Raw genomic sequence first — 24,287 nt, 5'->3', positions numbered from 1 at the left:
AGACCGGTGACTATTATTGTCAATGGTCACAATCGAGATCTCAAATAACGCAGAGGGATGCGCTCCCCCGCAACGCAATCGCTCATACCCCCCTTGAAACAAGACCCGACGAATGCAGGACTGCATATTCCAAAGGAGCACATGACGGAGATGAACGATATTTTTCAGTCATGCCTGAATTTAGCCCAGAGGCCTCAATTGACAGGGAGTGACCATACAGTACTATGGTCACCAACAATGTTCGATTCAAGGAATCTCAATGCACGCCCTCCGCCCCGCTGCTTTTTTGATCAGCGCCAGCTTGATGACAGGTTGTGCGGTCGGTCCGGACTATCGCCGTCCGGACACCCCGCTCCCGGACCGTTACCTGGGCCAGCCTTCTGTCGAGCAGAGACCAGGGGCGACGCCTGCCAGCCTCGTCATCTGGTGGGAGGGCTTCGGTGATCCACTGCTCGCCGACTTCGTCGCCAAGGCGCTTGAACAGAACCTTGATCTGGCACAGGCCCAGGCACGAGTCGCGCAGGCGCGGGCAGGACTAGGCGCCGCCAATGCCGCTTTATGGCCCTCGGGAAACATCAGCGGTCAGGCCGCCCGCGCCTACCAATCAGTCGAGACGCCACTCGGCCAGGTGCTGAACTCAACCCCCGGCTATGATCGCTATAGCAGTTCCTACGAGGCCGACCTCAATGCCAGCTGGGAAGTGGATGTCTTTGGCGGCCTGCGACGCGGACGCGAGGCGGCACTGGCCGAGTACCAAGCGTCCGAGGCTGGCGCCGCAGCCACGCGATTGGCCATCGCTGCACAGACTGCGGATATCTACATCACTGTCCGCGGACTGCAGGCTCGGCTGGACATCGCGAATCGACAAGTCAAAACCCAGCAGGGGCTGCTGGAGAAAGTCCAATTGCTCTACAGCAAGGGACTTGCCGCCAGCCATGAGGTTCGTCAGACCGAGGGGGCTTTAGCACAGGTCCAAGCCACCGTACCGGTCCTGCAGACCGGTCTGGATGCGGCCATGAATTCACTCGATGTCATGCTCGGCACGCCACCCGGTACTCATCGCACGCAACTTGCCATGGTCGCAAGCATTCCGGCAGCGCCGCAGTTAAAGGCCATGGGAACGCCAGCCGACTTACTGCGCCGCAGGCCTGACCTCATAGTGGCCGAGCGCCGCCTTGCCGCCTCAAACGCACGCATCGGAGAGGCGATTGCCGAGTACTACCCGAAGTTCTCTCTGAGCGCATTACTGGGGAGTGCAACGGCTGTATCGGCAGGCAATCTTTTTTCCGGCGGCGCCAGTCAATCGTCGGGCGTACTGGGACTGCGCTGGCGACTCTTCGACTTTGGCCGCATCAACGCCCAAATCGACCAAGCCAAGGGACAGGAAGCCGAATCCCTGGCCGCTTACCGTCAGTCTGTGCTGCGCGCCACCGAGGATGTCGAGAACGCGCTCTCCTCACTGGTGAATCGGGACGCCCAAGCGACCACCCTCGTTGGAGGCGAGACGTCTCTGACGCAAGCGCGCCAATCGTCGTTCACTGCTTATGAGAAAGGCACGGCCAGCTTGATTGACGTTCTGCACGCTGACGAGACCCTGCTTCAGGCTTCCGACGCTCGGGCGCAGGCACAAACCGAATCGGCACGCGCGGCAGTCGCCGCGTTCAAGGCGCTGGGCGGCGGCTGGCAGCCCTCGGATAGCCGACTGACGAGCCGATGACACGGGTGGTTTTCGAGATTCAAACAAGGGGTATGCAAGATGACAGTGAGAGAAAATTCATGGGTGCTCATTACTGGAGCCTCCAGCGGATTCGGCAAGGAATTTGCCCGACAGTACGCCGCAAAAGGGAAATCGCTGATTCTGGTAGCCCGCAGGCTGAACGAGCTTGAAGCACTCGCGGACGAATTGCGTAGTCGTTTCGACGTCGACGTGATGGTGCAGCAAGCAGATCTTTCATCGATAAATGTGATTATCGATCTGCATCGGCGCCTGCGTGACAGCAATACGGTGGTCGATGTCCTGATCAACAATGCGGGTTACGGCTTGCAGGGAGCATTCCTGGATGAGCCCCTGGAAAGTTCCCTGGCGATGATCGACCTGGACGTCGCCAGCCTGACCGCCATCACTCGTCTGTTTGCAGAGGATATGCGGGCCAGGCACAAAGGGCATATCTTGATGACTGCCAGCCTGCTGTCCTACCAGGGCGTGAAGAATTTTGCGGTTTACTCTGCCGCCAAGGCTTACGTACTCAGATTTTCCGACGCCCTGCATCGTGAACTCAAACAAGACGGTGTGGTGGTCACAGCGCTTTGTCCAGGCATGTCGGATACCGGGTTTGCAGCAAGTGCCAAACAAAAGATAACACCGGTCTTGAAGAGGGTCATGATGCAACCCGAGCCTGTAGTGCGAGCGGGGATACAAGCGTTGCACGCAGGCCGCATGAGCGTCGTGCCGGGCTTTGGCAACAAGGCTATTGCGGTCTTGACCTGGGCCACACCCCGTCGACTTCATCAGGGCCTGATGTCGCGAGTAATGGGTGTTTGAGCGGGCCAGGCAATGCCTCCGACGACGGATACCTGATCCACTAGGTATCCGCTCTCAGGCCCCGCAGTGAGTCAGAATCGATAGCTGACAGAAGTCCCCAAACCGCTCGCGCTATTTTTATACTTCGAGCTGTAGGCGCCTCTTGAGGCGGATACGTCATTGACCTGTACGCTTTCCTCCCATAGGTAGGAATACGCCACATCGATCGTGACATTCTCTGCCGGCGTCCACCCTGCCCCCACACTGATGACTTTCCGGTCACCGGTAGGGATTCGCGGCCCACGGTTGACGTTGTTGGCGGGGGACTGGTCAACCGAGAAGCCGGCGCGAAGAACCCACTGATTGTTCAGCTTATACGCCGTGCCGATAGCGTGCGCCCACGTGTCGTGCCAGTTCTGCTCCTCGGTGATGCGACTCAGTGTTCCGCTCAACGCCGCAGGCAAACCACTGTTTTCGAACACCAACTCCTTGAAGCGACTCCAGCGCGTCCACGTACTGCCCAGGTAGAGCGTCCAGTCACTGTTGAGTTGATGAGTCACGGAAAAATCGACTGATTCCGGGGTGTCCACATCCAAGGAAGCGTCATAGCTCGTACCGCTTACACCCAGCACACTGAAGATGCCGTCGGTGAGCTTGGTCTTGGCATCCAACTGGTAGCTGACCTTGGAGTGATAGGTCAGACCCAACCGAGTTCGATCTGTCGCTTGCACTAGAATACCCGCGTTAAACCCAAGCGCCGTGTCATCGCCGGTGCTTTTGAGTTTTCCGTCATTGCGGCCCGGGCTGAGTGGATTGAGCACCATCCCGGAAAGCTCACCACTGATACGGTTGATGGTCGGTCCGAAACCGATCGAGACCTTGTCGTTGAACGCATAGCTGATGGTGGGCTGAAACGTAAGGGTCGTGACCTCACTTTTGTTGGCGTAGTAGCGGCCGGCGAACCCACTGCCATAATCGGTCATTAGCCCAAACGGCACATAGAAACCCACACCGAACGCCCAGTGCTCATCGATGGGTTTGACGTAGTAACCCATGGGCACTGTGGTGGTCGGCACCATGTCACCGTCCTCCTGCCCCCCGAATGTGCTGCGCGTCTGGCTTATATTGGCCTTTGCGAAAAGCGTTGCCGCCCCGACGCTGGCCTGCTCTTTTTTCAAGCGAGACATACCGGCCGGATTACCGAAGACGGTACTCGCGTCTTCTGCAGATGAAGAACGGCCGGCAAATCCGGAGCCCATCCCACTGATGCTTTGTTCATTGAGAGCGAAACCGCTCGCGAACAATTGAGTCGACGAGAGGGCAACAGCAAGGCCAAGCGGGGTCCTGCGCAGTATTTTTTTCATTATTAGGACTCGATAGATCATCGGGATAAAGCGGTAGAGAGCGTCACGCTGAGCGCGGGCTACCGGGAGGGGCCGCAGCGCAGATTTACGAAGATCGTGCGCGCCACGTCGATTCCTCCAGGATAGGTACAGCATATTTATTCATGTGACCATTTATGTCAATCGTCACAAATTCAGCAAATGAGCATGCATGGCTACGCGGCAAATGCTGCGCGGATAATCCACTCAGTTACGTAGTGAGGGTTGATACATGGCTGTGAATGTGGGGATCAGGCCCCGGATTGGAATTAATACCGCGCCCCGGAAAATGGTGTCCACCTGGATCGGTGTTCACCATCATCCAAGCGTTGATATCAGAGCAAAGTGATAGAGATGATTAACGCAGGCTCACGGCATCAAGCTACGCAGAATGAGATTGGAGGTGAGGACCGGAGCCAGCTCGACGAAGTCAAGGTTGTATTGCAAAAGCAACGGATTGACGAAAGGGCGCAGCGCAAGGTGGATCGAATCGACTGTTTCGTCCAAGGGTGTTTTGCGTTCAAATTCGCCGATCTCTCGGCCTTCACGCACAATCTGCACCACGAAGCCCCTGACCAACGCATCATATTGCTGAGCGCAGGGCCAGTTCTCAGACGCTGCAAATGCGGCGATGTCATAGAGCTTTCGATCACTGAAGAACAAATTCACCCCGGTAGCGATCAGCGTTTTCACCAAACGTCGAAAACGCTCGGTCGGCGAGATGTCCTCTGCATTAATGGCCTGTTCTACGGCCGCGATGATTTCCGCCAGGCAATTGCCACAGATAGCCTCACCAATCGCCTGCTTGGAATCAAAAAACTTGTAGATGTACGCCTTGGAAAACCCGATCGCTTTCGCCAGGTCGGAAACCGTAGTTTTGCTATAGCCGTATTGACTGAAGTGCTGATTGGCCGCCGCGACGATCTGATTCCGGATCTCATGATCGGCAGGGCCACGGATGCTGGGGGAAGCTATGGATGTCTTGTTCATACGAGCTAGCTTACGCATCCGAAAAGCGCTTGACAACGAGTGACCAAATTATACTTTTGTCACAAGCTCGCAATGATCAGGGTTGGTTTCAGGTCAATTGTCTCTACGCGGAGGGTCAAACACCTCCCCCAATCAGTTTTTTCGACGTGTTGTGCAAACGCCGTACCCCGCCATCGAACTCTCTAGCTCACTAACGGCGGCCTCCAAGCCAAGGGGCTTCAATCTGACCGGCCAAAAACACCCCGCGCCACCGAGCGTGGGCGTCTCCCCTGTCAATCCCTGTCAGCTGTTGCCGGACGCGTTTTTCGATGCGGGTGCGCTTCCGTCGTTGCACGATCGCTACGGTATTTCCACCCAGGCTGTGTGCACGCAGATCAAGGGTTGGCCTTTGCATAGCAGGTGTTTGAGATGGGGCCGCTCAGGACGCTACAAACGAAAAGCCGCGACTGGCCGCACTGCGCTCATATTCCAGGAGACACTCATAGTCAGCCTCACTGGCGGGCAGGACTTCCTTGATCGCCAGGTCACGGGACACCTCAGGAAGCTGCTCCAAGGCTTCGTTCATTGCGTTCCTGATTGAAGCGGCGTCCTGACCAATCGAGGTGATGTAAGGCAGGCAGGGACTGCGCACACTTCGTGTCAAGATCCTGAGGCCTTCGATCTCGGCACTGTTATCTCTCGCAAGATAGTCGTAGGTGATGCTATCGATGGAAGCCAAATCACCCTCGCCTTCTCTAAGCCTTCGCAGGCTCTCCCTGTGGGATCCGGTGAAGGTGAGTTTCGAGAAGAAACCTCGGTCGCTGATCCCGGCCAGCGTGTGGCGAAATAAATTCATTCCAGAGTTGGAATCCGGGGCGTTGATCAGGCCATGGCGGCCCTGGAAACCCGCCAGGTCAGTCACGGCCGAATCAGCCCTGCAGAGCAGCACACTGCAATGGTCCCCTCCAGAGCCATGGGTAAGCTCATAGCTCGGGCGCCCTACCAGCTTTACCTTTCCCCGCAGCGACGTAACGAATGGATAGCCGCAGGTCTGGGATAACAACAGATCCGGGGAAAGCCAGTGCGCCGCAAGATCAACGATCTGTGTTTGCCCACGGCGCTCGCCGAGAATCGCCAGGATGCGCTCAAGCCAGGCATCCTGTGCGTGTAGAACCCTGGCGGGAGCGAGGTACATGGATAGATCGCTGGTCATATGACATCCATTCAGAGGGTGCGATTGATACTGCTCACAGCAGGAAACGGTTGGCCGGCGTCTTCAAGCCCAAACGATCCCTCAGTGTCCCGGGCTCATATTCCTGGCGGAACACCCCTCTGGCTTGGAGCAGAGGCACCACGCCACGGGTGAATGTTTCGAAGTCAGTGGGCAAAAACGGAAACATGAGGTTGTAGCCATCGACGGCATTCGACTCGTATAACGCTGCAAGCTTATCGGCAATATGCTCCGCCGTTCCGATCAGCAGCCAGGTACTTGAACTCTTGACCAACCGGCGCCCTATCTCGCGGATGGACAGGGAGGTGTCGTACTGCTTGAGCAACGCCAGCTCAGTTCGAATGCCATCAAACTCGGACTCATCCGGCAACGCTGGCAATGGTCCGTCCGGCGATAGTCCTGTCAGGTCCAGGCGGGTGTAGCTGGAGACCAGGTCAATCGCCACCGCATCGATAATCAGGCTGTCCTCCAGGTGCCGACGTCGTTCCTCCTCAGTCTCATCCCCGAGCACCACCGGCAGCACGCCGGTGATGATTTTCAGATCACTGGAATGCCTGCCCTTCAACTCGAGTCGGCGATTCAAATCGGCCCTGTACGCCACTCCCTCCTCGACCGAATTGATAAAACAGAAGTGTACGTCCCCATGGGCGGCGGCCAGGTTCTTGCCGGCTTCAGAAGACCCCGCCTGGGCAAGGACCGGGTGGCCCTGGGGTGGACGCGGCACGTTAAGCGGCCCACGTACGCTGAAATGTGCGCCTTTGTGATTGATCGGGTGAATTTTCGAGGGGTCGGCAAAGGCGCCGGTGCCCTTGTCAAATTCAAGCGCACCCTCCTCCCAGGAGTCCCAAAGCTGCTTGACGACCTGGATGAATTCCTCGGCCCGCTGATAACGATCGCCGTGTTTCGTCACGCCTGACAATCCGAAATTCGAAGCCTCTTCTTCCAGCCAGGACGTCACGATATTCCAACTGGCTCGCCCTGCGCTGAGGTAGTCCAGCGAAGCAAAATAGCGCGCGAGGTTGAAGGGCTCGTTATAGGAAGTCGAAGCCGTGCCCATCAGCCCGATGTGCTCGGTAACCGCAGCCAGTGCGGACAACAGCGTAATCGGTTCCAGGCGGGCGTTGGCATAGTGCCTCAACCCGCTGGCCACGGAGTCCCAGACTGCGACGTGATCCGCAACAAAAACCGCATCAAACTTCGCCGCCTCCGCCGCCTGCACCAGTTTTACGTAGTAACCCAGGGTCAATATCTCTTGGGTCGGTGCCAGCGGGTGGCGCCAGGAAAAACGATGATCGCCCTGGGGGTTAAAAAAGAACAAATTCAAAATCATACTTTTATTCGACATAACGCCTCCGCGACCTTACCCACGTCGCATTGATTTTCACTGGGCCGTCTTGACGGTATGTTCGGCAACCCACTGCGCCGCGACTTTCGCGGGGTCCTTGTGATCGATATCAACCAGGCGATTGAGTTGCTTGAGGTCGTCATCGGTCAGTTTTGCAGAGACCTCGTTGAGCACCTGGGTGACTTCCGGGGTCAGCAACGCCTTGCGACCCAGTGGCGTGATGTTTTGCAGGGGCTGTTGGTGCTTGTCGTCCTCGAGGACAACCCAAGGCTCTTTCGCCAGGATGCCTTGCGTGGAGACCACCGTGGCCACGTCGATAGCACCGGAGTTCAACGCCAGCCGCGACAAGGGCCCGCCCATGTCCAGCGACTTGATGCTCTTGAAATTAATGCCGTAGACCGCCTTCAAGCCGGGCAGGCCTAACGCAGCCGTGGCGACTTCGGGAGGCCCGCCCAGGGTGAAATCACCCGAGACGGGCGCCAGGTCGGACAAGATACGCAGGTTGTACTTTTCTGCGGTCTTTTGGGTGACGGCCCAAGCGGTAATGGAGCCCGCGGACGAAGGTTCAAGCAACTGGAGGTCCGCCGGCAACTTCTGTTGCAAAGCGCTGAGGATCTCCTTTTGGCTGGTCAGGGCGGTCTTGTCGTCATAGAAACTCAACAGTGACCCCAGGTATTCGGGGACGACGTCTATATCGCCGTTTTCCAGGGCCTGGGCGATGATCTGGCGGTTGCCCAGATTGAGTCGGGTCTTGACGTCTATCCCTTGATTTTTCAAGGCTGACGCATAGATGTTGGCGAGAATCGTCTGCTCGGAAAAATTGGCCCCTCCAATGGTGATGGACTGAGCGCTGGCAAACGCGCTGCCCACCAGCAAGCCTAACCCCAGCAACAATGAAACCGCGTGCGCTGAGCGAGCCTTCGAACGTTGTTTGTTTTTCATGTGGGTTTGCACCTCTGCAGAGTTAATACACACTTTCAAATGCCTCAGGTCATGTAGCGCTTAGTTCGATTTTTCCCGCCCGCCATTTTCTAACCATGAATGTTTCTATCATTGAACAAACCCACTCACTGACAATCGCCAGTGCCGACACCATCAGTGCGCCGCCAATGATTTGCGGCGTATCATTTCGGCCCAGTCCATCAATCAGAAACCTGCCCAGCCCGCCGAAGCCTGCATACGCGGCGATGGTGGCCGTGGCGATAAGTTGCACCAGGGCTGATCGGAACCCTGCAAAGATCAACGGAAAAGCCAGCGGCAACTCGAGCTGAAAAAACATCTGCCCTCTGCGCATGCCCATCGATCTGGCAGCCTGCTTCAGGGATGTATCCACCTGATCGATGCCAACATAGGTATTGGTTAATATCGGCGGGATACTCATGGTCACCAACGCGATAATCACCGTGCTGGTTTCATAGCCAATAAGCATGATTGCAAGTATCACAATACCCAGGGACGGTAATGCTCGCCCAATATTGAACAGCCCTATCGCCACCTGCGCGCCTTTTCGGTAGTTAGCCAACAGTACGCCGAGCGGCAACGCTATTGCACAAGCGATAACCAGGCTCAAGGACACATAATAAATATGCTCTGCCAGCCGAGTCAGTATGCCGTTTTCACCCAACCAATTATCAGGTAGAGAAAACCAAAGGTAGACACCCGCGATCATGTTCATCAGCGCACCCAAGGCACCAGCCATTTATTGATTGAATAAAACAGAAAATCAAAACATAACGCCAACATCACGGTCAGGACCAGGCTGACCGCCACAGGTGTGGTGAAACTTTGAGCCAGCCCGGTAATGAACAGCTGGCCCAGTCCACCTTGACCAATCAAGGCAGTAACAGTCACCAGTCCCACCAAAGTAACCGAGGTTGTTCGTAAGCCCGCCAATAACGCAGGCAGCGCCAGTGGAAGTTCAACCCCGAGGAATCTCTGCATGCGCGTATACCCGAGCGCACGGGCTTCCTCCAATACGTCCGCAGGGTTACTCGCAAGTCCCGCCAAGGTGTTCTGCAACACAATAAGCAAGGCATACAGGCTCAAACCAATGACCGCCGTGGTCTTGGATAACCCGGTAAAAGGCATTATCAAAATAAACAGTGCCAGGGACGGAATGGTAAAAAGTAGGCCGCAGACATAAATCATCGGCCGCGCCAATCCTGGCTGCCACAACGTCAAGAGCACCATTGCACCCGCTAACAGCATCCCTATACACAGGCCCAGGGTCACCAGTTGAATATGATCGACTAACAGCTGGCCGATCTGCTGCCAGTTTTCAACGATCCAGGACCAGTCAATCATTGCGCACTTCCGAAGCGGCGTTCATTAAGTGCGCTGTGAAGGCTGGCAATCGACAGGCAACCTTCGTAACCGCCGGCCTCGTCCACGCGAACAACCACACCCATAGGCGCCGTTAGCATCTTAACCAGTGCGTGATGCAACGAGTCGTGACTCGACACTGTTGTCAGCTCCGGAACAGGCATGTCCGAGTCACTGACCCACTTCAACGGGTTGGACTTGTCATCCAGTAGAAGTTTGAATTCACAACTGACCTCATCCACCGGAAGATCAGAAACCTTCATCAGCGAAAGTCTTTTTAACAGCGGATCTTTGCCGATAAAGTTCCTCACAAACTCGCTGGCAGGATGGGCAAGGATGTTGTGAGGGGTATCGAACTGAACAAGTTTCCCTTCGCCCTCGAAGATCGCAATCCGATCACCAATCTTGATGGCCTCCTCCATATCATGGGTCACCAGGATAATGGTTTTATGCAAACGTCTCTGAAGCGCAACCAGTTCATCCTGCAGTCGCTCGCGTATCACCGGATCAAGCGCGGCAAAGGGTTCGTCCATCAATACAACCGGTGGGTCCGAGGCCAATGCCCTTGCCAGGGCGACACGACTTTGCTGCCCGCCCGAGAGCTGATTAGGGTAGCGGTCCAGAAATTCCGGCTGAAGCCCAACCAGGGAAATGAGCTCGCTCACGCGCTGGCGGATTTTATGTTGGCTCCAGCCCAGCAGCCGTGGGACTGCGCCAATATTTTCGGCAACCGTCTGGTGAGGAAACAAGGCGGCGCTCTGCATCATGAAACCAATGCCGCGGCGTAGCGTAACGACGTCAAGTTCATCGGTCGCCACGCCGTTGACACAGATGCGGCCACTGTCCTGGGTATCCAGCCGGTTGATCATGCGCAAAATGGTGGTTTTGCCGCAGCCACTCGGCCCGACAAATACACAGATCTCCCCCTCCCGGACGTGAAGCGTTAAATCGCTCACGGCCATTCGCGGGCTGCCTTTATGAGTTTTCCTGATGGCTTCAAAACGTATCATTTTCCGACGCCCATATTAGCTTGCCTAGTGTTAGTGCTCAGCAGGATGGCGAGGACAATCCACGGGACTGACCAGATGTTTCTGCAATAACTGGAAGTAGCCATGAATGACATAGCCATTGTTTCGCGCGATCCATTGTTCACGCCTGGCTCTATACACCCTGGGTAAGTAAAACCAGGGCAAACCGGGAAGATCGTGATGAACCAGGTGAAGATTGAGGTTGAGAAACAGCCAACTCAACAGCCCCGACGATTCATTGATAACCGTGCGGTGTTCCGGATACGTTGACGGACGATGTTCGTAAAACGACCTGATCATGGCAATCGACAAAGCCGGCAACGAAACCAGGAATAAGTACTGTATGGCACTGATGGCGCTGTATTCCTCAACCAAAGCCAGCACTACGCCAACACTGAGTAGATGCGCGGCCCACATCCGCCAAGCGATTCGACCGGTATGAAACAGCCCTCTGATTTCGCTACCCACAAGGGCCGTCACCGCCAATGGCGCGCCCATAAGCAAGCGACCGCCCACGGTCTTGTTTACCCATAACAACGTTCTGATATATCGAGGCGAGCGCAACCAAAAAGCACCGCTGACATAACGACTTTCCGGATCTTGCCCGGGTACCGTCAGCACTTCGTCGTTGTGATGTGCCAAATGGGTGTCCCTATAAATGTCGTAGGGGTACCACACGGCAAATGGCAGAAATCCCAAGGCCTTGTTTATGGCGGGCCAACGGGTTGGATGACCATGGATAAGCTCATGCTGAATCGACATCCACAGCACAACCAGTGGCACCAGCAGGACAAGGCTGAATACTTCGCCAAGTACTTGCCCATAAAAAACAATAAACGCCCAGGCCAGATAAAACCCGACTAACAAAAGCCAGGTGGGCCATTCGGTTTTACTGGTCAGGGTAGTGCTCAGCTTGACGATTTCCGCTCGATGAGCGTCATCCAAATAGTTTGGCATTGTTGTCAGTCGCGATAGAACGTGCTCGGAACGGGCGCCCAATCACTCACACTTCAAGCTGCAACCCATAAACCGGGATTACCTGAAGATGATTGGCTGGACTAACGGTATGGAAGTGCCCCACAACGACGATTCACATGGCGTAGAGAAGAAACGCCAAGCCTTCGCTGATTGCACTGCAGGCTTCGCTGTTGGCCTGACAAGGGAGAGGTTTGCCGGTAACGGATGGAACGGCAATGGAGGAAAAAGGACGGGTGCTGATATTGTCGGCGTGAGAAATCGCGACATGGGCGCCGTCATGTGACAGAGCCTCAAGGCTGATTTGGAAGATTCGGGCGCCGGACATAGTCGTACCATAACAATAGGATTGAACATATCCGGCGGTCCGGTGACAGCAAGGTAGCATGATGACTAATACGATCAAGGAATATATTTTATTATGCTTATTCCTAAAATGAATAAGTGATCCAGGCAAATGATGCAAGCCAGCTGCATCGGAACAGACCTCGAATAAAAACAACGGAGGGTTGCCTACCGACTATGAACATTCTCTACGATGAACGCGTCGACGGCGTCCTGCCTGACGTCGACAAACAGGCACTCCTGCACGCCCTGCAGACTCGCTTGCCTGACCTGGAAATCCTGCACCAGCGCGAAGCGCTCAAGCCGTACGAATGCGACGGACTCTCGGCTTATCGCACCACGCCCATGCTGGTAGTGCTGCCGCGCCACATCGATCAGGTCCAGGGCGTGCTTCGAGTCTGCCATGAGCGGCGTGTACCGGTGGTGGCTCGCGGCGCGGGCACCGGGTTGTCCGGCGGTGCGCTGCCGCTGGAAAAAGGCGTGCTGCTGGTGATGGCGCGCTTCAACAACATTCTGCACATCGACCCCGCCGCCCGCACCGCCCGGGTTCAGCCGGGGGTACGCAACCTGGCGATTTCCCAGGCGGCTGCGCCGTTTGGCTTGTATTACGCGCCTGACCCTTCCTCGCAGATCGCCTGTTCCATCGGCGGTAACGTGGCGGAAAACGCCGGTGGCGTGCATTGCCTGAAGTACGGGCTGACCGTGCACAACCTGCTCAAGGTCGACATCCTGACCGTCGACGGCGAACACGTGAGCCTGGGTTCCCAGGCCCTCGACTCTCCGGGTTTCGATCTGCTGGCATTGTTCACCGGCTCCGAAGGCATGCTCGGGGTGATCACCGAGGTCACGGTCAAGCTGCTGCCCAAACCACAAACCGCCAAAGTGCTGCTGGCCGCCTTCGATTGCGTCGAAAAGGCTGGCCGTGCGGTGGGCGACATCATTGCCGCCGGCATCATCCCGGGCGGCCTGGAGATGATGGACAACCTGGCCATTCGCGCCGCCGAAGACTTCATTCACGCCGGCTACCCGGTGGACGCCAAAGCGATTCTGTTGTGTGAACTCGATGGCGTGGAAGCCGACGTCCACGACGACTGCCACCGCGTGCGCCAGGTGCTGGAACAGGCCGGCGCCACCGAAGTGCGCCAGGCTCGGGATGAGGCCGAACGCGTGGGTTTCTGGGCCGGGCGCAAGAATGCGTTTCCGGCGGTGGGCCGCCTCTCACCGGATTATTACTGCATGGACGGGACGATCCCGCGTCGCGAACTGCCTGGGGTGCTGCACGCTATCGCGGCGTTATCCAGCGAGTACGGCCTGCGGGTGGCGAATGTTTTCCACGCCGGCGACGGCAACATGCACCCGCTGATCCTGTTCGATGCCAATCAACCGGGCGAACTCGACCGCGCCGAAGCCCTGGGCGGCAAGATCCTCGAATTGTGTGTGAAGGTCGGCGGCAGCATTACCGGTGAACACGGTGTGGGCCGCGAGAAGATCAATCAGATGTGTGCCCAGTTCAATAGCGATGAGCTGACCGTGTTCCACGCCGTCAAAGCCGCCTTCGACCCGGGCGGATTGCTCAACCCCGGCAAGAACATCCCGACGTTGCATCGATGCGCCGAGTTTGGCGCCATGCACGTTCATCTGGGTCAGATGCCCTTCCCCGACCTGGAGCGTTTCTGATGCGCAGCGAACACCCTATCGACGCCAGCGCAGCGCTGCTGGAGCAGGTCAACCAGGCGCTGAACGACGCCACGCCGCTGCGTATCCAGGGCTGCAACAGCAAGGCGTTCCTCGGCCGCGCAGTCACCGGGGAAGTCCTCGACACCCGCGCCCACCGGGGCATCGTCAGCTACGACCCGACGGAACTGGTGATCACCGCCCGTTGCGGCACGCCATTGGCGGAGTTGGCAGAAGTGCTGGACGCCGCGCAACAGATGCTGCCTTGCGAACCACCCTCCTTCGGTGAGCACGCCACCGTCGGCGGCATGATTGCCTGCGGACTCTCGGGGCCGCGGCGTCCCTGGTCAGGATCGGTCCGCGACTTTGTCCTCGGGACGCGGGTCATCACCGGACAGGGTAAGCATTTGCGCTTCGGCGGCGAGGTGATGAAGAACGTCGCCGGCTACGATCTGTCGCGCTTGATGGCCGGCAGTTACGGCGCGCTTGGGGTGGTGACCGAAGTGTCCCTCAAGGTCCTGCCCAAACCACGGCAAACCTTGAGTATCAGCCTGGAAATGGACACCGACCGTGCCTTGCTGCGCCTGGCGGAATGGGGGCAGCAACCGCTGCCGATCAGCGCCGCGTGTCACGATGGCCAGCGCCTGCACCTACGGCTCGAAGGGGGTGAAGGCTCGGTGGCGGCGGCCCATGAGCGCTTGGGCGGCGAGTTGCTGGACGCGACCTACTGGCAAGACCTGAACGAACACCGGTTGGTTTTTTTCGATGAGGATCAGCCCCTTTGGCGCCTGTCCTTGCCGCACAACACACCCCGATTGTCGCTGCCAGGTACCCAATTGATCGACTGGGGTGGCGCCCAGCGCTGGCTCAAATCCGACGCCGACGCGAGCGTCATTCGCGCGGTGGTCGAAAAAGCCGGCGGGCATGGGACCTGCTACCACCCGGGCCTGATCGACAGTCCCTTCCAACCGCTGCCCGACACGTTGATGCGCTACCACCGGAACCTGAAGCAGCAACTCGATCCCCGGGGCATCTTCAATCCCGGTCGCCTGTACGCGGAGCTTTGAACCATGCAGACCACCTTGAGCGAAGACGCCCGCCGACTGCCTCGCGCCGAAGAAGCCGAAAGCATCCTGCGTAGTTGCGTGCACTGCGGTTTTTGCAATGCCACCTGCCCGACCTATCAACTGCTGGGCGATGAACTGGATGGCCCGAGGGGGCGTATCTACCTGATCAAGCAGGTGCTCGAAGGCAATGAAGTCACGCGCAAGACCCAGGAGCATCTGGACCGTTGCCTGTCTTGCCGTAACTGCGAAACCACCTGCCCCTCCGGCGTCGACTATCACAACTTGCTCGACATCGGCCGGGCGGTGGTCGACGCGGCAGTGCAACGCCCGCTCAGTCAGCGTTTGCTGCGCGAAGGGTTGCGCAGCGTCGTTCCGAATCCCGCGCTGTTCAACCTGCTGATCGGCAGTGGCCAGCTATTTCGAGCTTTATTGCCCAACACCTTGCAGGCCAAGTTGCCTCGCCGCGTCTACCCGCCCAAACCGCGCCCGACCACGCGCCACGCCCGCCAGGTATTGATGCTTGAGGGCTGCGTGCAACCGAGTCTGTCCCCCAATACCAACGCCGCCACGGCACGGGTGCTGGATCGCCTGGGGATCAGCGTCATATCCACCCGCGAGGCAGGCTGCTGCGGTGCGGTGGATTATCACCTCGACGCTCAGGCGGCCGGCCTTGAGCGTGCCCGGCGCAACATCGATGCATGGTGGCCGAGCATTGAAAACGGGGCCGAGGCGATTGTGCAAACCGCCAGCGGCTGCGGTGCCTTTATCAAGGAGTATGGCCACCTGCTCAGCACCGACCCGGCGTATGCCGACAAGGCGCACAGGGTCAGTGCCCTGGCCAGGGACCTGGTTGAAGTGCTGCGTGGCGAGCCGCTGGATAAGCTCGGCGTACACAGCGACCAGCGCCTGGCGTTCCACTGCCCCTGCACCTTGCAGCACGCGCAAAAACTCGGCGGCGCCGTTGAAACCATGCTGACAAGCCTGGGCTTCAACCTGACCGCGGTTCCCGACGGCCACCTGTGCTGCGGCTCGGCGGGCACCTATTCGCTGACCCAGCCCGAATTGTCGCGGCAACTGCGCGATAACAAGCTGAATGCGTTGGAAAGCGGCCACCCCGACGTCATCGTCACCGCCAATATTGGCTGCCAGTCCCACCTCGACGGCGCAGGACGCACCCCGGTCAGGCACTGGATCGAACTGGTCGAGGCCGCGTTGCCCTCACCAGGTACTGCAGAATCCTTGCGGCTGCACGCACCGAAGCCCACAGCAATCTAGCCGGGGCGCAATGCCTGGATTGAATCGGCCTCCTGTGGCGAGCGGGCTTGCCCCGCGTTGGGGTGCGAAGCAGCCCCTGATGAAGACGAATGCGGTGTATCAGGCACGCCTCTGCGCCTGGTTTTGGGGCTGCTGCGCAGCCCAACGCGGGGCAAGCCCGCTCGCCACAACAAGCCCGCTCGCCACAGGGTTCTTTGCGCGCTCTCGAACGGGTTCGAACACGGCGGCCTTAAGCAAGCGTGAGGAACAGCGCCGAGGTCCAGACCCGGGACTGGTCGCGTTGACGCGCGCAGATGAACAATGGATGCTCGCGACCCGCTTGCAGATTGAGTGGTGCCAGCTCGATCTGCCCCTGCAGTTCACGGGGCAGCGCTTCGGCGGTGGTCCTTTCCAGGGAGACTTTCAGTTCAGCCCCGGGCAGCTCTTCGATCACCTGGGATTGCGCCAGCAGTTCTTCGCCGGACAGTTCCATCAGCACCGTCGGTGCATGCACGTAGGGCTGCGGTTCGGATGGATCGCCGACCTTGATGTAGTTGTCGATGCGGCTGCGGACCTGCAACCTCGCGCCGGCCAATTGCGACAGGTCGATTTCGATGCTGTCGGTGTCGCCGTTGGTGTCGGTGCGAAAGGCCAGGGTCGTGGCGTCCTTGCGCCATACGGTTTGCTCCGGATGATCGAGGCCCAGGGCGCGAAAACCATTGATGACCGCGCCCGTCACCCGGATTTCGCCGGTCCAGTACGCGCCGCGATAACGGTCCTTGATGCGTGCGCCGCCCAGGCGCAGCCGGATGCGTTGGGCGGAAAACCCCAGCTCCTGATGCAGGTTGCGCGACCAGATCAGTTTATCGCCGTCGAACAGGTCCACCTGCTCCCAGCCCGCCTCACCCAGCAATCGATAGTCCAGGGTGGCATTCGAATCGGCCGTGAAGACCTCGCCCATGAAATGCTGGCCCTGGCGCAGGCTGGCAAACGCACGCTCGCCCGTCGTGGCAAAGGTGCGACGGGCGCGAAGGGCCTTGCCGACACTCGAACGATCGAAAGACTCGGCAATCACACCGGTCAGCCCGCCGCGAGAGCCAAACACCGCCGTGGCCGGAACCCCGCCGCCGCAACGGCCTTGATGCTCATCACTGTTCGCCGCGGCGCCGACCCGATAGCCGCGCTGAAGGGCTTCGGCGTAGACCCAATGGAACTGGCCCCAGGCAGAGCCGACTTCGATCAAGCGTTCCAGCTCCGGATGGTGCCAGTCGAGGTTGCAACGGCGCCCGCCGACATGGGGCATCATCAGGTGACCTTCCGGGTCTTTTGCATAGGCCGCGTACAATTCGTCCACCGGCCAGGCCCCCGGTTTGATGGTGCCCGCAGTGAACTCGTTCCACTCGAACGAGCGCACCAGGCGCCCTTGGTTATCGAACGGAAACTCGGGCTTGCGATCATGCAGGAACACCACGTTGCGGTCGCCGCCCGCGCAGGAGTTGCCGCACCACTCGGTGCCGGGGTAGCAGACGAAGCGGCCGGGCTCGTTGAGTTCGTGAATCAGCTTCACCGCCTGATCCCAGCGTTGCTCGGTGATATTGAAGTCGTTGGCGGTGTAGCCGAGCACATCGAGGCCGGCGACATCGCGGCCATAGCTGAGGTTGTAGAGCGTGTCGTTGGTGCCCACGGTGTCATCGGAGTGCACATGCAGGTCGGCGTACAGCGGGCGCAATGCGCTGCCGGCCGGGTCAACCGTGACAAACGCCTGGGCGCCACGCACGCCGGGCGCCTGCACCTCGGCGGACAAACGCCACTCGCCCACCGCCCCGAGGTCAAACCCCTCGAGCCGCACCGTCGACCACCCTTCATTGGCCAGGGTAAACGCTTGCTGGCGCTCGCCGCCTTCCGGATCAACCAGGGTCAGCACCCCGTTGAGCGGCAGGTTGCGGCACGTGTTGCCCCAGGCATCGTCGACCCGCAGCAGCACATCGAACGCCTCACCGGCGCTGATCAGGCGCGGCACAATCAGCTGCACACGCTGCGCCGGTCCCGGCACGATGTTCAGCAACGGATCGCCTGGCACCTCGGCAAATTTCGAGCTGCCCAAGGGGTCGATAAACAGCCGGAAACGGAAGTCTTTCTCGACGAAACTCTGCACCCGCGTGCCCGCCCCGCCCTGGCGACGGTCGCCCAGGCGAATAGTGATCTTGTCGCCGGGATTCAGGTAGCCGTCGATGATGTCGATGATGATCGCTTTCTGGAACGGCCGTTCGTGGCCCTTCTGGTCGAAGCGCACTTTCAGGTGCTGCACGGTGGCCTGGCTCTGCCCGGGGACCAACTCGCCCGCCTGGTACTCGGCGCTGACGTAGTTGGGACCGGCCGGGTTCGAGGTCTGGAACAGCGCCCAATCGGAGTAGAACTTGAACGCCAGTTTCAACCAGGCGCCATCCGCCAGGCCGCTGCCGCCGACCTCGTAGACCAGGGTGATTTCATCCCATTGCCCGGCAATCAGCGTGTCTCGGTCACAGTCGATGCTACCGAGGAACGGGCGTTTCTTGTTGCGCTCGTAGAGGCCTTGGGGGGCGATGTAATGCCCGGCTTCGCGGGGATCGAATACGTTACTCACATGACACCTCGTGCAGTGGTCCACTGAAGGTTTGAAAGGGTTCGAAAGCAAAGGACGATGCTTACTGCACGCGCCATTTCTGGTAGTGGCGCTCGATGCGCCGGAACACAAAACTCTCCATCAGCCAGGCAATCAGGCCGATCAGCACGATGCCCAGCAGCACCTGGCTGCTGTTGCCGATCTGCCCGCCGGTGGAGACCATCCAGCCGATGCCCTGGGAGGCGCCGATCATTTCTGCGGCGACCAGTGCCCGCCAGCCCTGGCTGAAACCGATGCGCAAGGCCGCCGTCACGAAGGGCAATGAGGCCGGCAGGTAAACGTGGGCCAGCAATTGCCAGGGGTTGGCGCCCAAGGTGCGCGCCGCGCGGACTTCGCCACCGCGAATGCTCTGTACGCCTTCCTGGATGGTCACCGCCATGGGGAACATCGCGGCAATGAAAATCACCAGCACAATGGAGACATAACCCAGGCCGAAAATGATCATGATCAGCGGCGCCCAGGCTATCGGCGGGATCGCCATGAACAGGCTGTTGAGCGGCGAGATGAAATCGCGAAAGCGCGAAGACAAGCCGCCGGCCGTGCCCAGCACGATCGCGACAAGCACCGCCGCACAGAAGCCGCCGACTTCCTCCAGGACGCTCGCCCTGAGGTGCTGCCACAGCGAACTGTCGCTGAGCCAACGCAGCGCTTCGCGCGCCACATCCCAGGGCTGCGGCAGGATGTAGGTGGGAAAGCGGCTGGCCAGGGCCATCCAGATCAACAGCAGGAATGGCAGCGAAGCCCATCCCCAATTCGGTTTTGGCAAGGACATGACAGGCTCAGACTCAGCGCGAGGCTTTTTCCAGGTAGGCGGTATCCACGATCTGCTCGGTCTTGAGCGTGGTGTCGATAAAGCCCAGGTCGTGGGAGTAATTCATCAGGCGCTGGATGAATTGGATATCCGCAGGCTGCAAGTCCGCCGACCAGCCCAATCGCGTGCGCGCCTGGGCGACGATGGCCTCCGGGGCAATGGTCTTGCCGTCAGGACCCTGGACCGCTTCAAGCTTGAACGCCTCGGCGATGATGCGATTCGACTCGTCGGGATGCTCGTTGAGAAACGCGATCGCCTTGCGGTGCGCACGCAGCAGCTTGACCACGTCGTCCGGTCGTTCCTGCAAGGTTTTGGGCAGCGCGATCACCACGTACCACGGGTAGTTCGGCAGTGCCTGGTTGACGTCGAGCAGAATCCGGCTCGACCCGCGCAGCAACGATTGGCTGACAAAGGGTTCCCAGGAAAACGCCGCGTCGACGATGCCGCGCTCCAGCGCCGCGTTCATGTTGCCGGGTGGCATGTCGATGATGTCCAGGTCCTTGTCCGGGTTGAGCCCGGCTTTTTCTTTCAGCACATAGCCGCGCAACAGCACGTCCATGCCACTGCCCTTCTTGACCCCGGCGAGCTTTTTGCCCTTGAGCTGCTCCAGGCTGTTGATCGGGCTTTTTGCATCGACAATCACCGCCGCCTGGCCGTAATTGACCTTGGCCAGAATCCGGCTTTGCAAACCTCGGGAAAACCATTGGTACACCGGCGGCGTGCCCACATAGGCCACGTCCAGCTCATTGGCGGCCAGCGCCTGCTGGATCACCGGGCCATCGCCCAAGGCCTTGAGGTCAACATTCAAGCCTTCCTCGCGGTAGTAACCCTGCTTGTCGGCGATCAGCGCCGGGGCGTTGGCCATGGCGAACACATACCCCACACGCAGGGGTTTCTCTTCAGCGGCCACGGCACCTGTGCTGCTTGCCAAGGCGGCAACAGACAAGGAAAGAGCAAGCAGCGAACGTTTGATCATGGGGTTAACTCGGGTTGGCGGGTGGGGTTAGCGATGGCTTCGGCCGCGCCCATGACCTGGGAAATGCGCTCCATCAGCTCATTGCGGTAATCGAGAAAGGCCGGCAGGCGACGGGTTTTCAGGTTGGAACGCGGGCGCGGCAAATGAATATCCAGTTCGCTATGGATACCGCCGGGGGCGATGTTGAGCACGATGACCCGGTCGGCCAGGAACACCGCTTCGTCGATGTCGTGGGTAATGAACAGCACCGTCTGACCCAGCTCGGCCCAGATCCGCAGCGTCTCTTCATTCATGCTGTTGCGGCTGATGGCGTCCAGCGCGGCGAAGGGTTCGTCCATCAGCAATACGCTGGGCTCCAATGCCAAGGTCCTGGCCAGGGAGACGCGCTGCTGCATGCCGCCTGACAACTGATGGGGCAAGCGCTGTGCCGCGTTCTCCAGGCCGACCAGGCGCAAATACTGCAACGCCTGGGCACGCTGTTGCGCCTCGCTGAGCTGCGCCGTCATCCGCAGGCCGAAACGCACGTTTTCCAGCGCGCTCAACCAGGGAAACAGCTGCGGCGCCTGAAACACATACCCCAACTCCGAGCGCTCAGGGCGCACGGCGGTCTGGTTGATGCTGATCCGGCCGCTCTGGGGTTGCTGAAAGCCCGACAACAGATTCAGCAGCGTGGTTTTCCCGCAGCCGGACGGCCCGAGGATCGCGACGAATTCGCCCGGTTTGGCGTTCAGGCTGAACGCGTTGAACACCCGATGGCCGTTGGGGTAGCTGAAACTGATGTGATCGACCGTCAGGGCGTCGGCTTGCGTTGGTGCGTAAGGCAAGGAGTCGGGCATGGCAAGTATCGTCAGGTCGTTTACAATGGGAATGCCTGACATAATACGTATTAATACAAGTTGTCCCAATAACCTATTTTTATAACCTTAGAAGTGAAGGCGCAACGCCCCACTCCGAGGCCCCTGGAAGCCGACCGTGTCCACGTCCATTCTGCGCGACAGCACCACCTCGCTCTACGAACAGATCGCCCATCGTTTGCTGGAAGAGATTCAGCGCGGCGATTTCGAACCCACCGGCAAACTGCCGTCAGAAGCCGAACTGGGCGAACGCTTTGGCGTGAGTCGCGTCACGGTGCGCCTGGCAGTGGGCAAGCTCAGCGACGACGGCGTGGTGGAGCGCAAGCAAGGCAAGGGCACGTTCGTCGCCGCGAAGCAGGTTCGGCATGGCCTGGATGCGTTGCGCAGTTTCCATGAAGCCTTGTTATTGCAAGGGCTCAAACCGAGCATGCAGGTGATCAGCCACACGCTGCAGCCCGTTCCGGAAGCCTTGAAGGAGTTGTTTGAAGGCGCCCACGATTGCCTGCTGCTGGAGCGCCTGCATTTCGTGGATGACGAACCTATCGCCCTGGGCCGCAGCCATCTACCGGCCGAGTTGGCCGGCGTGGTCTGGACGGACGTCGAGCATCAACCGATCTACTCGATCCTGGAGTCGATCACCGGCCAGGCCGTCACCCGTGCCGACCTGGCCATTCGTGCGCAAGCAGCCGATGCAAGCCTGGCCAGTGCCCTGCACGTCAAACGCGGTGCCGCATTGCTGGTGATGGAACGCAGCTCTTACTTTGCCGACGGCCGTTGCTGCGACCGCACCACCTTCTTTATCCGTCCGGAACGCTATGCGTTTGTCCTCAGCGGCGTATTCAAATCCAGCCCTGCCAAATAGCGATCTGTACAGGTCATTTGGAGGGATCGGCAGATACGCGACGGTGGGTCTTCTAGCGATAGCCCCGCGCCTGAACGTCGAACAGCTCGGCATAACGTCCACCCGCAGCCATCAGCTGGTTATGGCTGCCCTCCTCCAGAATCTGCCCGCGTTCCAACACAATAATGTGATCCGCACTGCGCACACTGGAAAAACGGTGGGAAATCAGCAGGGTCATGCGGCCCCTGGCATGCTCACGGAAGTGCTCGAACACCGCCGCTTCAGCCCCGGCATCCAGCGCGGCAGTGGGTTCATCGAGGATCAGCAGATCGGCATCCTGACGCATGTACGCCCGCGACAAGGCCACTTTCTGCCACTGCCCCCCGGACAGTTCCTGGCCTCCAAACCAGCGTCCCAGCTGGGTTGAATAGGTATGGCTCAAGCGCTCGATAAATTCCGCCGCCACGCCTTGAGTGGCAGCGCTGCGCCAGCGGGCCTGGTCGTCCAGGGCCTCGACGTCCCCCACGCCGAGGTTTTCGCCGACACTCATCTGGTAGCGGATGTAGTCCTGGAAAATAACGCCGATGCGCTGGCGCAGGGTGTGTTCGTCCCACTCCAGCAGGTCGCTGCCATCCAGCAGGATGCGGCCTTCATCCGGGGTATACAGACGGGTCAGCAGTTTGATCAGGCTGGTCTTGCCGGAACCATTTTCACCCACCAGGGCCAGACTTTTCCCCGGTGCCAGGTGCAGGCTGATATTGCGCAGCGCGGCGGATCCGGCGCCTGGGTAGGTGAACCCCACCTGCTCGCAGCGCAGGCCATCGCCAGGGCGCGCACCCTGGGTGAGCCGGCCATGTGGCGTGATCACGGGGGTTTCAAGGTATTCATACAGGTCCGAGAGGAACAGGCTGTCGTCGTACAGCCCGGCAATGGCGCTGAGGCTGGCGGTGATTGCGGCCTGCCCCTGCTTGAACAGCACGATGTACATGGTCATCTGGCCCAGGCTCGTCTGGCCACGCACGGTGTCGAGTACCACCCAGGCGTAGGCCAGGTAAAACGCTGCGGTGCCCAGCAGGCCCAATGCGAAGCCCCAGGCATCGCGGCGCAGCGTCAATTGGCGGTCCTCGGTATACAAACGCTGGGCGTTGTCGCGATAGCGCTGGAGGAACAGCGGTGCCAGGCCAAACAGCTTGACCTCCTTGGCATGGGACTCGTGGGAGAGCAACGATTCCAGGTAGTTCTGCCGGCGCGTCTCCGGTGCACGCCGGTGGAACAGGCGGAACGCATTGCCGGAAAAATGCGTCTCGGCGAAGAACACCGGCAACGCACCGACCACCAGAATCAACAGGGCCCACGGCGAAAAGTGCACCAGCAGGACTGCAAAGCTGACCAGCGAAATGAGGTTCTGCACCAACCCCAGTCCTTTGGTCACCAGGCTCAGCGGGCGCGTCGAAGCCCCCTGGCGCACGCGCACCAGCTTGTCGTAGAACTCGGCGTCTTCAAATTGCAGCAGCGAAAGGGTCTGGGCTTTCTCCAGGACCATCAGGTTGACCTTCACGCCCAGTTTCACCCGCAACAGCGACTGCTGCATCGACAGCGCCCGTTGCGCCGCCGCCAACAAAGCCAGCACCCCGGCCTCGGCCAGCACGTAGCGCATCACCGGCCACACGGGGGCCTGGCTGCCGGCCGCATGAACCTGCATGGCGTGGACCACGCCATCAACGATGCGCTGTCCAATCCAGGCGGCCAGTGCAGGCAGCAGTCCGGCGACAATCGTCGCCAGCAACAGCCCCGTGAACAGTGGCCGCGAGGTTTCCCACACCAGTCCCAGTGCCCTGCGCGCCTGGGTCGAAAACGCGCTCAATCGATTGAACAGCACCATGAATGGCACGGACTCCTTGAGGGGGGTGAAATCAGGCCGGACGGCCGAGAGCCATGGAGATGGGCAGTTCACTGCGCCACTCGCTCCCGGATCCAGGCGCGCCCCGGATTATGACAGGCCGTGACGCCAGAACCACGCGCATTCATCG

Annotated in this window: 21 protein-coding genes; 6 read left to right on the top strand and 15 right to left on the bottom strand. The window is 59.4% G+C overall.

Annotated elements, in window-relative coordinates:
- Nucleotides 1-259: 259 nt before the first annotated feature.
- Together PspCFBP13509_RS08205 and PspCFBP13509_RS08200 are read left to right on the top strand one after the other, a co-directional pair.
- A complete protein-coding gene (locus PspCFBP13509_RS08205; RefSeq protein ID WP_137211800.1) occupies nucleotides 260-1,717 on the top strand; it encodes an efflux transporter outer membrane subunit in 1,458 nt (485 codons plus the stop codon).
- 39 nt (nucleotides 1,718-1,756) lie between these two features.
- Nucleotides 1,757-2,542, top strand: coding sequence for an SDR family NAD(P)-dependent oxidoreductase (locus PspCFBP13509_RS08200; RefSeq protein WP_137211799.1), 786 nt, complete (start codon nucleotides 1,757-1,759; stop codon nucleotides 2,540-2,542).
- A 71-nt stretch (nucleotides 2,543-2,613) separates the two neighbouring features.
- Here PspCFBP13509_RS08200 and PspCFBP13509_RS08195 read toward each other — a convergent pair whose 3' ends face one another.
- The 10 genes from PspCFBP13509_RS08195 to PspCFBP13509_RS08145 form a co-directional block, all read right to left on the bottom strand.
- Nucleotides 2,614-3,885, bottom strand: coding sequence for an OmpP1/FadL family transporter (locus PspCFBP13509_RS08195; protein WP_137211798.1), 1,272 nt, complete (start codon nucleotides 3,883-3,885; stop codon nucleotides 2,614-2,616).
- Between the two features lie 387 nt (nucleotides 3,886-4,272).
- Complete coding sequence (locus tag PspCFBP13509_RS08190) at nucleotides 4,273-4,893, bottom strand: TetR/AcrR family transcriptional regulator (protein ID WP_137211797.1); 621 nt, start codon at nucleotides 4,891-4,893, stop codon at nucleotides 4,273-4,275.
- A gap of 418 nt (nucleotides 4,894-5,311) precedes the next feature.
- Nucleotides 5,312-6,085 (bottom strand): phosphate/phosphite/phosphonate ABC transporter substrate-binding protein, encoded by a 774-nt coding sequence (locus PspCFBP13509_RS08180; protein ID WP_137211796.1) that lies wholly within the window; start codon nucleotides 6,083-6,085, stop codon nucleotides 5,312-5,314.
- A 34-nt stretch (nucleotides 6,086-6,119) separates the two neighbouring features.
- A complete protein-coding gene (locus tag PspCFBP13509_RS08175) occupies nucleotides 6,120-7,448 on the bottom strand; it encodes an LLM class flavin-dependent oxidoreductase (protein WP_137211795.1) in 1,329 nt (442 codons plus the stop codon).
- A 36-nt stretch (nucleotides 7,449-7,484) separates the two neighbouring features.
- A complete protein-coding gene (locus PspCFBP13509_RS08170; RefSeq protein WP_137211794.1) occupies nucleotides 7,485-8,390 on the bottom strand; it encodes an ABC transporter substrate-binding protein in 906 nt (301 codons plus the stop codon).
- Between the two features lie 49 nt (nucleotides 8,391-8,439).
- Nucleotides 8,440-9,123 carry an ABC transporter permease gene (locus PspCFBP13509_RS08165; RefSeq protein ID WP_137211793.1) on the bottom strand — a complete coding sequence of 228 codons (684 nt, stop codon included), beginning with the start codon at nucleotides 9,121-9,123 and terminating at the stop codon, nucleotides 8,440-8,442.
- Nucleotides 9,123-9,752 (bottom strand): ABC transporter permease, encoded by a 630-nt coding sequence (locus PspCFBP13509_RS08160; RefSeq protein WP_074846667.1) that lies wholly within the window; start codon nucleotides 9,750-9,752, stop codon nucleotides 9,123-9,125. Before PspCFBP13509_RS08160 ends, PspCFBP13509_RS08165 begins: the two co-directional genes overlap by 1 nt.
- Nucleotides 9,749-10,780, bottom strand: coding sequence for an ABC transporter ATP-binding protein (locus tag PspCFBP13509_RS08155; protein ID WP_053187662.1), 1,032 nt, complete (start codon nucleotides 10,778-10,780; stop codon nucleotides 9,749-9,751). The genes PspCFBP13509_RS08160 and PspCFBP13509_RS08155 overlap by 4 nt, the downstream gene beginning before the upstream one ends.
- A gap of 30 nt (nucleotides 10,781-10,810) precedes the next feature.
- A complete protein-coding gene (locus PspCFBP13509_RS08150) occupies nucleotides 10,811-11,755 on the bottom strand; it encodes a fatty acid desaturase (RefSeq protein ID WP_137211792.1) in 945 nt (314 codons plus the stop codon).
- 133 nt (nucleotides 11,756-11,888) lie between these two features.
- The gene (locus tag PspCFBP13509_RS08145; RefSeq protein WP_137211791.1) at nucleotides 11,889-12,101 is read right to left on the bottom strand and encodes a hypothetical protein; all 213 of its coding nucleotides are present in this window, start codon (nucleotides 12,099-12,101) and stop codon (nucleotides 11,889-11,891) included.
- A gap of 194 nt (nucleotides 12,102-12,295) precedes the next feature.
- Between PspCFBP13509_RS08145 and glcD the strand changes: the two genes are divergently transcribed.
- From glcD to glcF, 3 genes are read left to right on the top strand one after another with little or no spacing between them, the layout of a single operon-like run.
- Nucleotides 12,296-13,795 (top strand): glycolate oxidase subunit GlcD, encoded by a 1,500-nt coding sequence (gene glcD, locus PspCFBP13509_RS08140; RefSeq protein WP_065948711.1) that lies wholly within the window; start codon nucleotides 12,296-12,298, stop codon nucleotides 13,793-13,795.
- On the top strand, nucleotides 13,795-14,859 hold the full coding sequence (gene glcE, locus PspCFBP13509_RS08135; protein WP_137211790.1) for a glycolate oxidase subunit GlcE: 1,065 nt from the start codon (nucleotides 13,795-13,797) through the stop codon (nucleotides 14,857-14,859). Before glcD ends, glcE begins: the two co-directional genes overlap by 1 nt.
- 3 nt (nucleotides 14,860-14,862) lie before the next feature.
- Nucleotides 14,863-16,134: a glycolate oxidase subunit GlcF gene (gene glcF, locus PspCFBP13509_RS08130; protein WP_137211789.1), complete on the top strand. Its 1,272-nt coding sequence runs from the start codon at nucleotides 14,863-14,865 to the stop codon at nucleotides 16,132-16,134.
- 229 nt (nucleotides 16,135-16,363) lie between these two features.
- Here the strand turns inward: glcF and PspCFBP13509_RS08125 are convergent, their stop codons facing one another.
- The 4 genes from PspCFBP13509_RS08125 to PspCFBP13509_RS08110 all read right to left on the bottom strand — a co-directional run bounded on the left by PspCFBP13509_RS08125 (nucleotide 16,364) and on the right by PspCFBP13509_RS08110 (nucleotide 21,398).
- On the bottom strand, nucleotides 16,364-18,736 hold the full coding sequence (locus tag PspCFBP13509_RS08125) for a hypothetical protein (protein WP_074846655.1): 2,373 nt from the start codon (nucleotides 18,734-18,736) through the stop codon (nucleotides 16,364-16,366).
- Between the two features lie 61 nt (nucleotides 18,737-18,797).
- Nucleotides 18,798-19,547: an ABC transporter permease gene (locus PspCFBP13509_RS08120; protein ID WP_065927692.1), complete on the bottom strand. Its 750-nt coding sequence runs from the start codon at nucleotides 19,545-19,547 to the stop codon at nucleotides 18,798-18,800.
- Nucleotides 19,548-19,560: 13 nt separating this feature from the next.
- Nucleotides 19,561-20,562 (bottom strand): ABC transporter substrate-binding protein, encoded by a 1,002-nt coding sequence (locus PspCFBP13509_RS08115; protein ID WP_065927693.1) that lies wholly within the window; start codon nucleotides 20,560-20,562, stop codon nucleotides 19,561-19,563.
- The gene (locus tag PspCFBP13509_RS08110) at nucleotides 20,559-21,398 is read right to left on the bottom strand and encodes an ABC transporter ATP-binding protein (RefSeq protein ID WP_065927694.1); all 840 of its coding nucleotides are present in this window, start codon (nucleotides 21,396-21,398) and stop codon (nucleotides 20,559-20,561) included. The genes PspCFBP13509_RS08115 and PspCFBP13509_RS08110 overlap by 4 nt, the downstream gene beginning before the upstream one ends.
- A 136-nt stretch (nucleotides 21,399-21,534) precedes the next feature.
- Between PspCFBP13509_RS08110 and PspCFBP13509_RS08105 the strand changes: the two genes are divergently transcribed.
- On the top strand, nucleotides 21,535-22,278 hold the full coding sequence (locus PspCFBP13509_RS08105; protein WP_065927695.1) for a GntR family transcriptional regulator: 744 nt from the start codon (nucleotides 21,535-21,537) through the stop codon (nucleotides 22,276-22,278).
- Between the two features lie 52 nt (nucleotides 22,279-22,330).
- On the opposite strand, the gene PspCFBP13509_RS08100 is transcribed toward PspCFBP13509_RS08105, so the two are convergent.
- The gene (locus PspCFBP13509_RS08100; RefSeq protein ID WP_137211788.1) at nucleotides 22,331-24,139 is read right to left on the bottom strand and encodes an ABC transporter ATP-binding protein; all 1,809 of its coding nucleotides are present in this window, start codon (nucleotides 24,137-24,139) and stop codon (nucleotides 22,331-22,333) included.
- Nucleotides 24,140-24,287 lie beyond the last annotated feature (148 nt).

The organism is Pseudomonas sp. CFBP13509 (assembly GCF_005233485.1).
Taxonomy (GTDB): domain Bacteria; phylum Pseudomonadota; class Gammaproteobacteria; order Pseudomonadales; family Pseudomonadaceae; genus Aquipseudomonas; species Aquipseudomonas marginalis.
The sequence above is the reverse complement of the archived record's forward strand: the minus strand, read 5'-3'. Positions and strand labels throughout refer to the sequence as shown.

Coding starts and splice junctions, on each gene's coding strand:
- PspCFBP13509_RS08205 (WP_137211800.1), top strand. CDS start 260: ATGCACGCCCTCCGCCCCGCTGCTTTTTTGATCAGCGCCAGCTTGATG.
- PspCFBP13509_RS08200 (WP_137211799.1), top strand. CDS start 1,757: ATGACAGTGAGAGAAAATTCATGGGTGCTCATTACTGGAGCCTCCAGC.
- PspCFBP13509_RS08195 (WP_137211798.1), bottom strand. CDS start 3,885: ATGAAAAAAATACTGCGCAGGACCCCGCTTGGCCTTGCTGTTGCCCTC.
- PspCFBP13509_RS08190 (WP_137211797.1), bottom strand. CDS start 4,893: ATGAACAAGACATCCATAGCTTCCCCCAGCATCCGTGGCCCTGCCGAT.
- PspCFBP13509_RS08180 (WP_137211796.1), bottom strand. CDS start 6,085: ATGACCAGCGATCTATCCATGTACCTCGCTCCCGCCAGGGTTCTACAC.
- PspCFBP13509_RS08175 (WP_137211795.1), bottom strand. CDS start 7,448: ATGTCGAATAAAAGTATGATTTTGAATTTGTTCTTTTTTAACCCCCAG.
- PspCFBP13509_RS08170 (WP_137211794.1), bottom strand. CDS start 8,390: ATGAAAAACAAACAACGTTCGAAGGCTCGCTCAGCGCACGCGGTTTCA.
- PspCFBP13509_RS08165 (WP_137211793.1), bottom strand. CDS start 9,123: ATGAACATGATCGCGGGTGTCTACCTTTGGTTTTCTCTACCTGATAAT.
- PspCFBP13509_RS08160 (WP_074846667.1), bottom strand. CDS start 9,752: ATGATTGACTGGTCCTGGATCGTTGAAAACTGGCAGCAGATCGGCCAG.
- PspCFBP13509_RS08155 (WP_053187662.1), bottom strand. CDS start 10,780: ATGATACGTTTTGAAGCCATCAGGAAAACTCATAAAGGCAGCCCGCGA.
- PspCFBP13509_RS08150 (WP_137211792.1), bottom strand. CDS start 11,755: ATGCCAAACTATTTGGATGACGCTCATCGAGCGGAAATCGTCAAGCTG.
- PspCFBP13509_RS08145 (WP_137211791.1), bottom strand. CDS start 12,101: ATGTCCGGCGCCCGAATCTTCCAAATCAGCCTTGAGGCTCTGTCACAT.
- glcD (WP_065948711.1), top strand. CDS start 12,296: ATGAACATTCTCTACGATGAACGCGTCGACGGCGTCCTGCCTGACGTC.
- glcE (WP_137211790.1), top strand. CDS start 13,795: ATGCGCAGCGAACACCCTATCGACGCCAGCGCAGCGCTGCTGGAGCAG.
- glcF (WP_137211789.1), top strand. CDS start 14,863: ATGCAGACCACCTTGAGCGAAGACGCCCGCCGACTGCCTCGCGCCGAA.
- PspCFBP13509_RS08120 (WP_065927692.1), bottom strand. CDS start 19,547: ATGTCCTTGCCAAAACCGAATTGGGGATGGGCTTCGCTGCCATTCCTG.
- PspCFBP13509_RS08115 (WP_065927693.1), bottom strand. CDS start 20,562: ATGATCAAACGTTCGCTGCTTGCTCTTTCCTTGTCTGTTGCCGCCTTG.
- PspCFBP13509_RS08110 (WP_065927694.1), bottom strand. CDS start 21,398: ATGCCCGACTCCTTGCCTTACGCACCAACGCAAGCCGACGCCCTGACG.
- PspCFBP13509_RS08100 (WP_137211788.1), bottom strand. CDS start 24,139: ATGGTGCTGTTCAATCGATTGAGCGCGTTTTCGACCCAGGCGCGCAGG.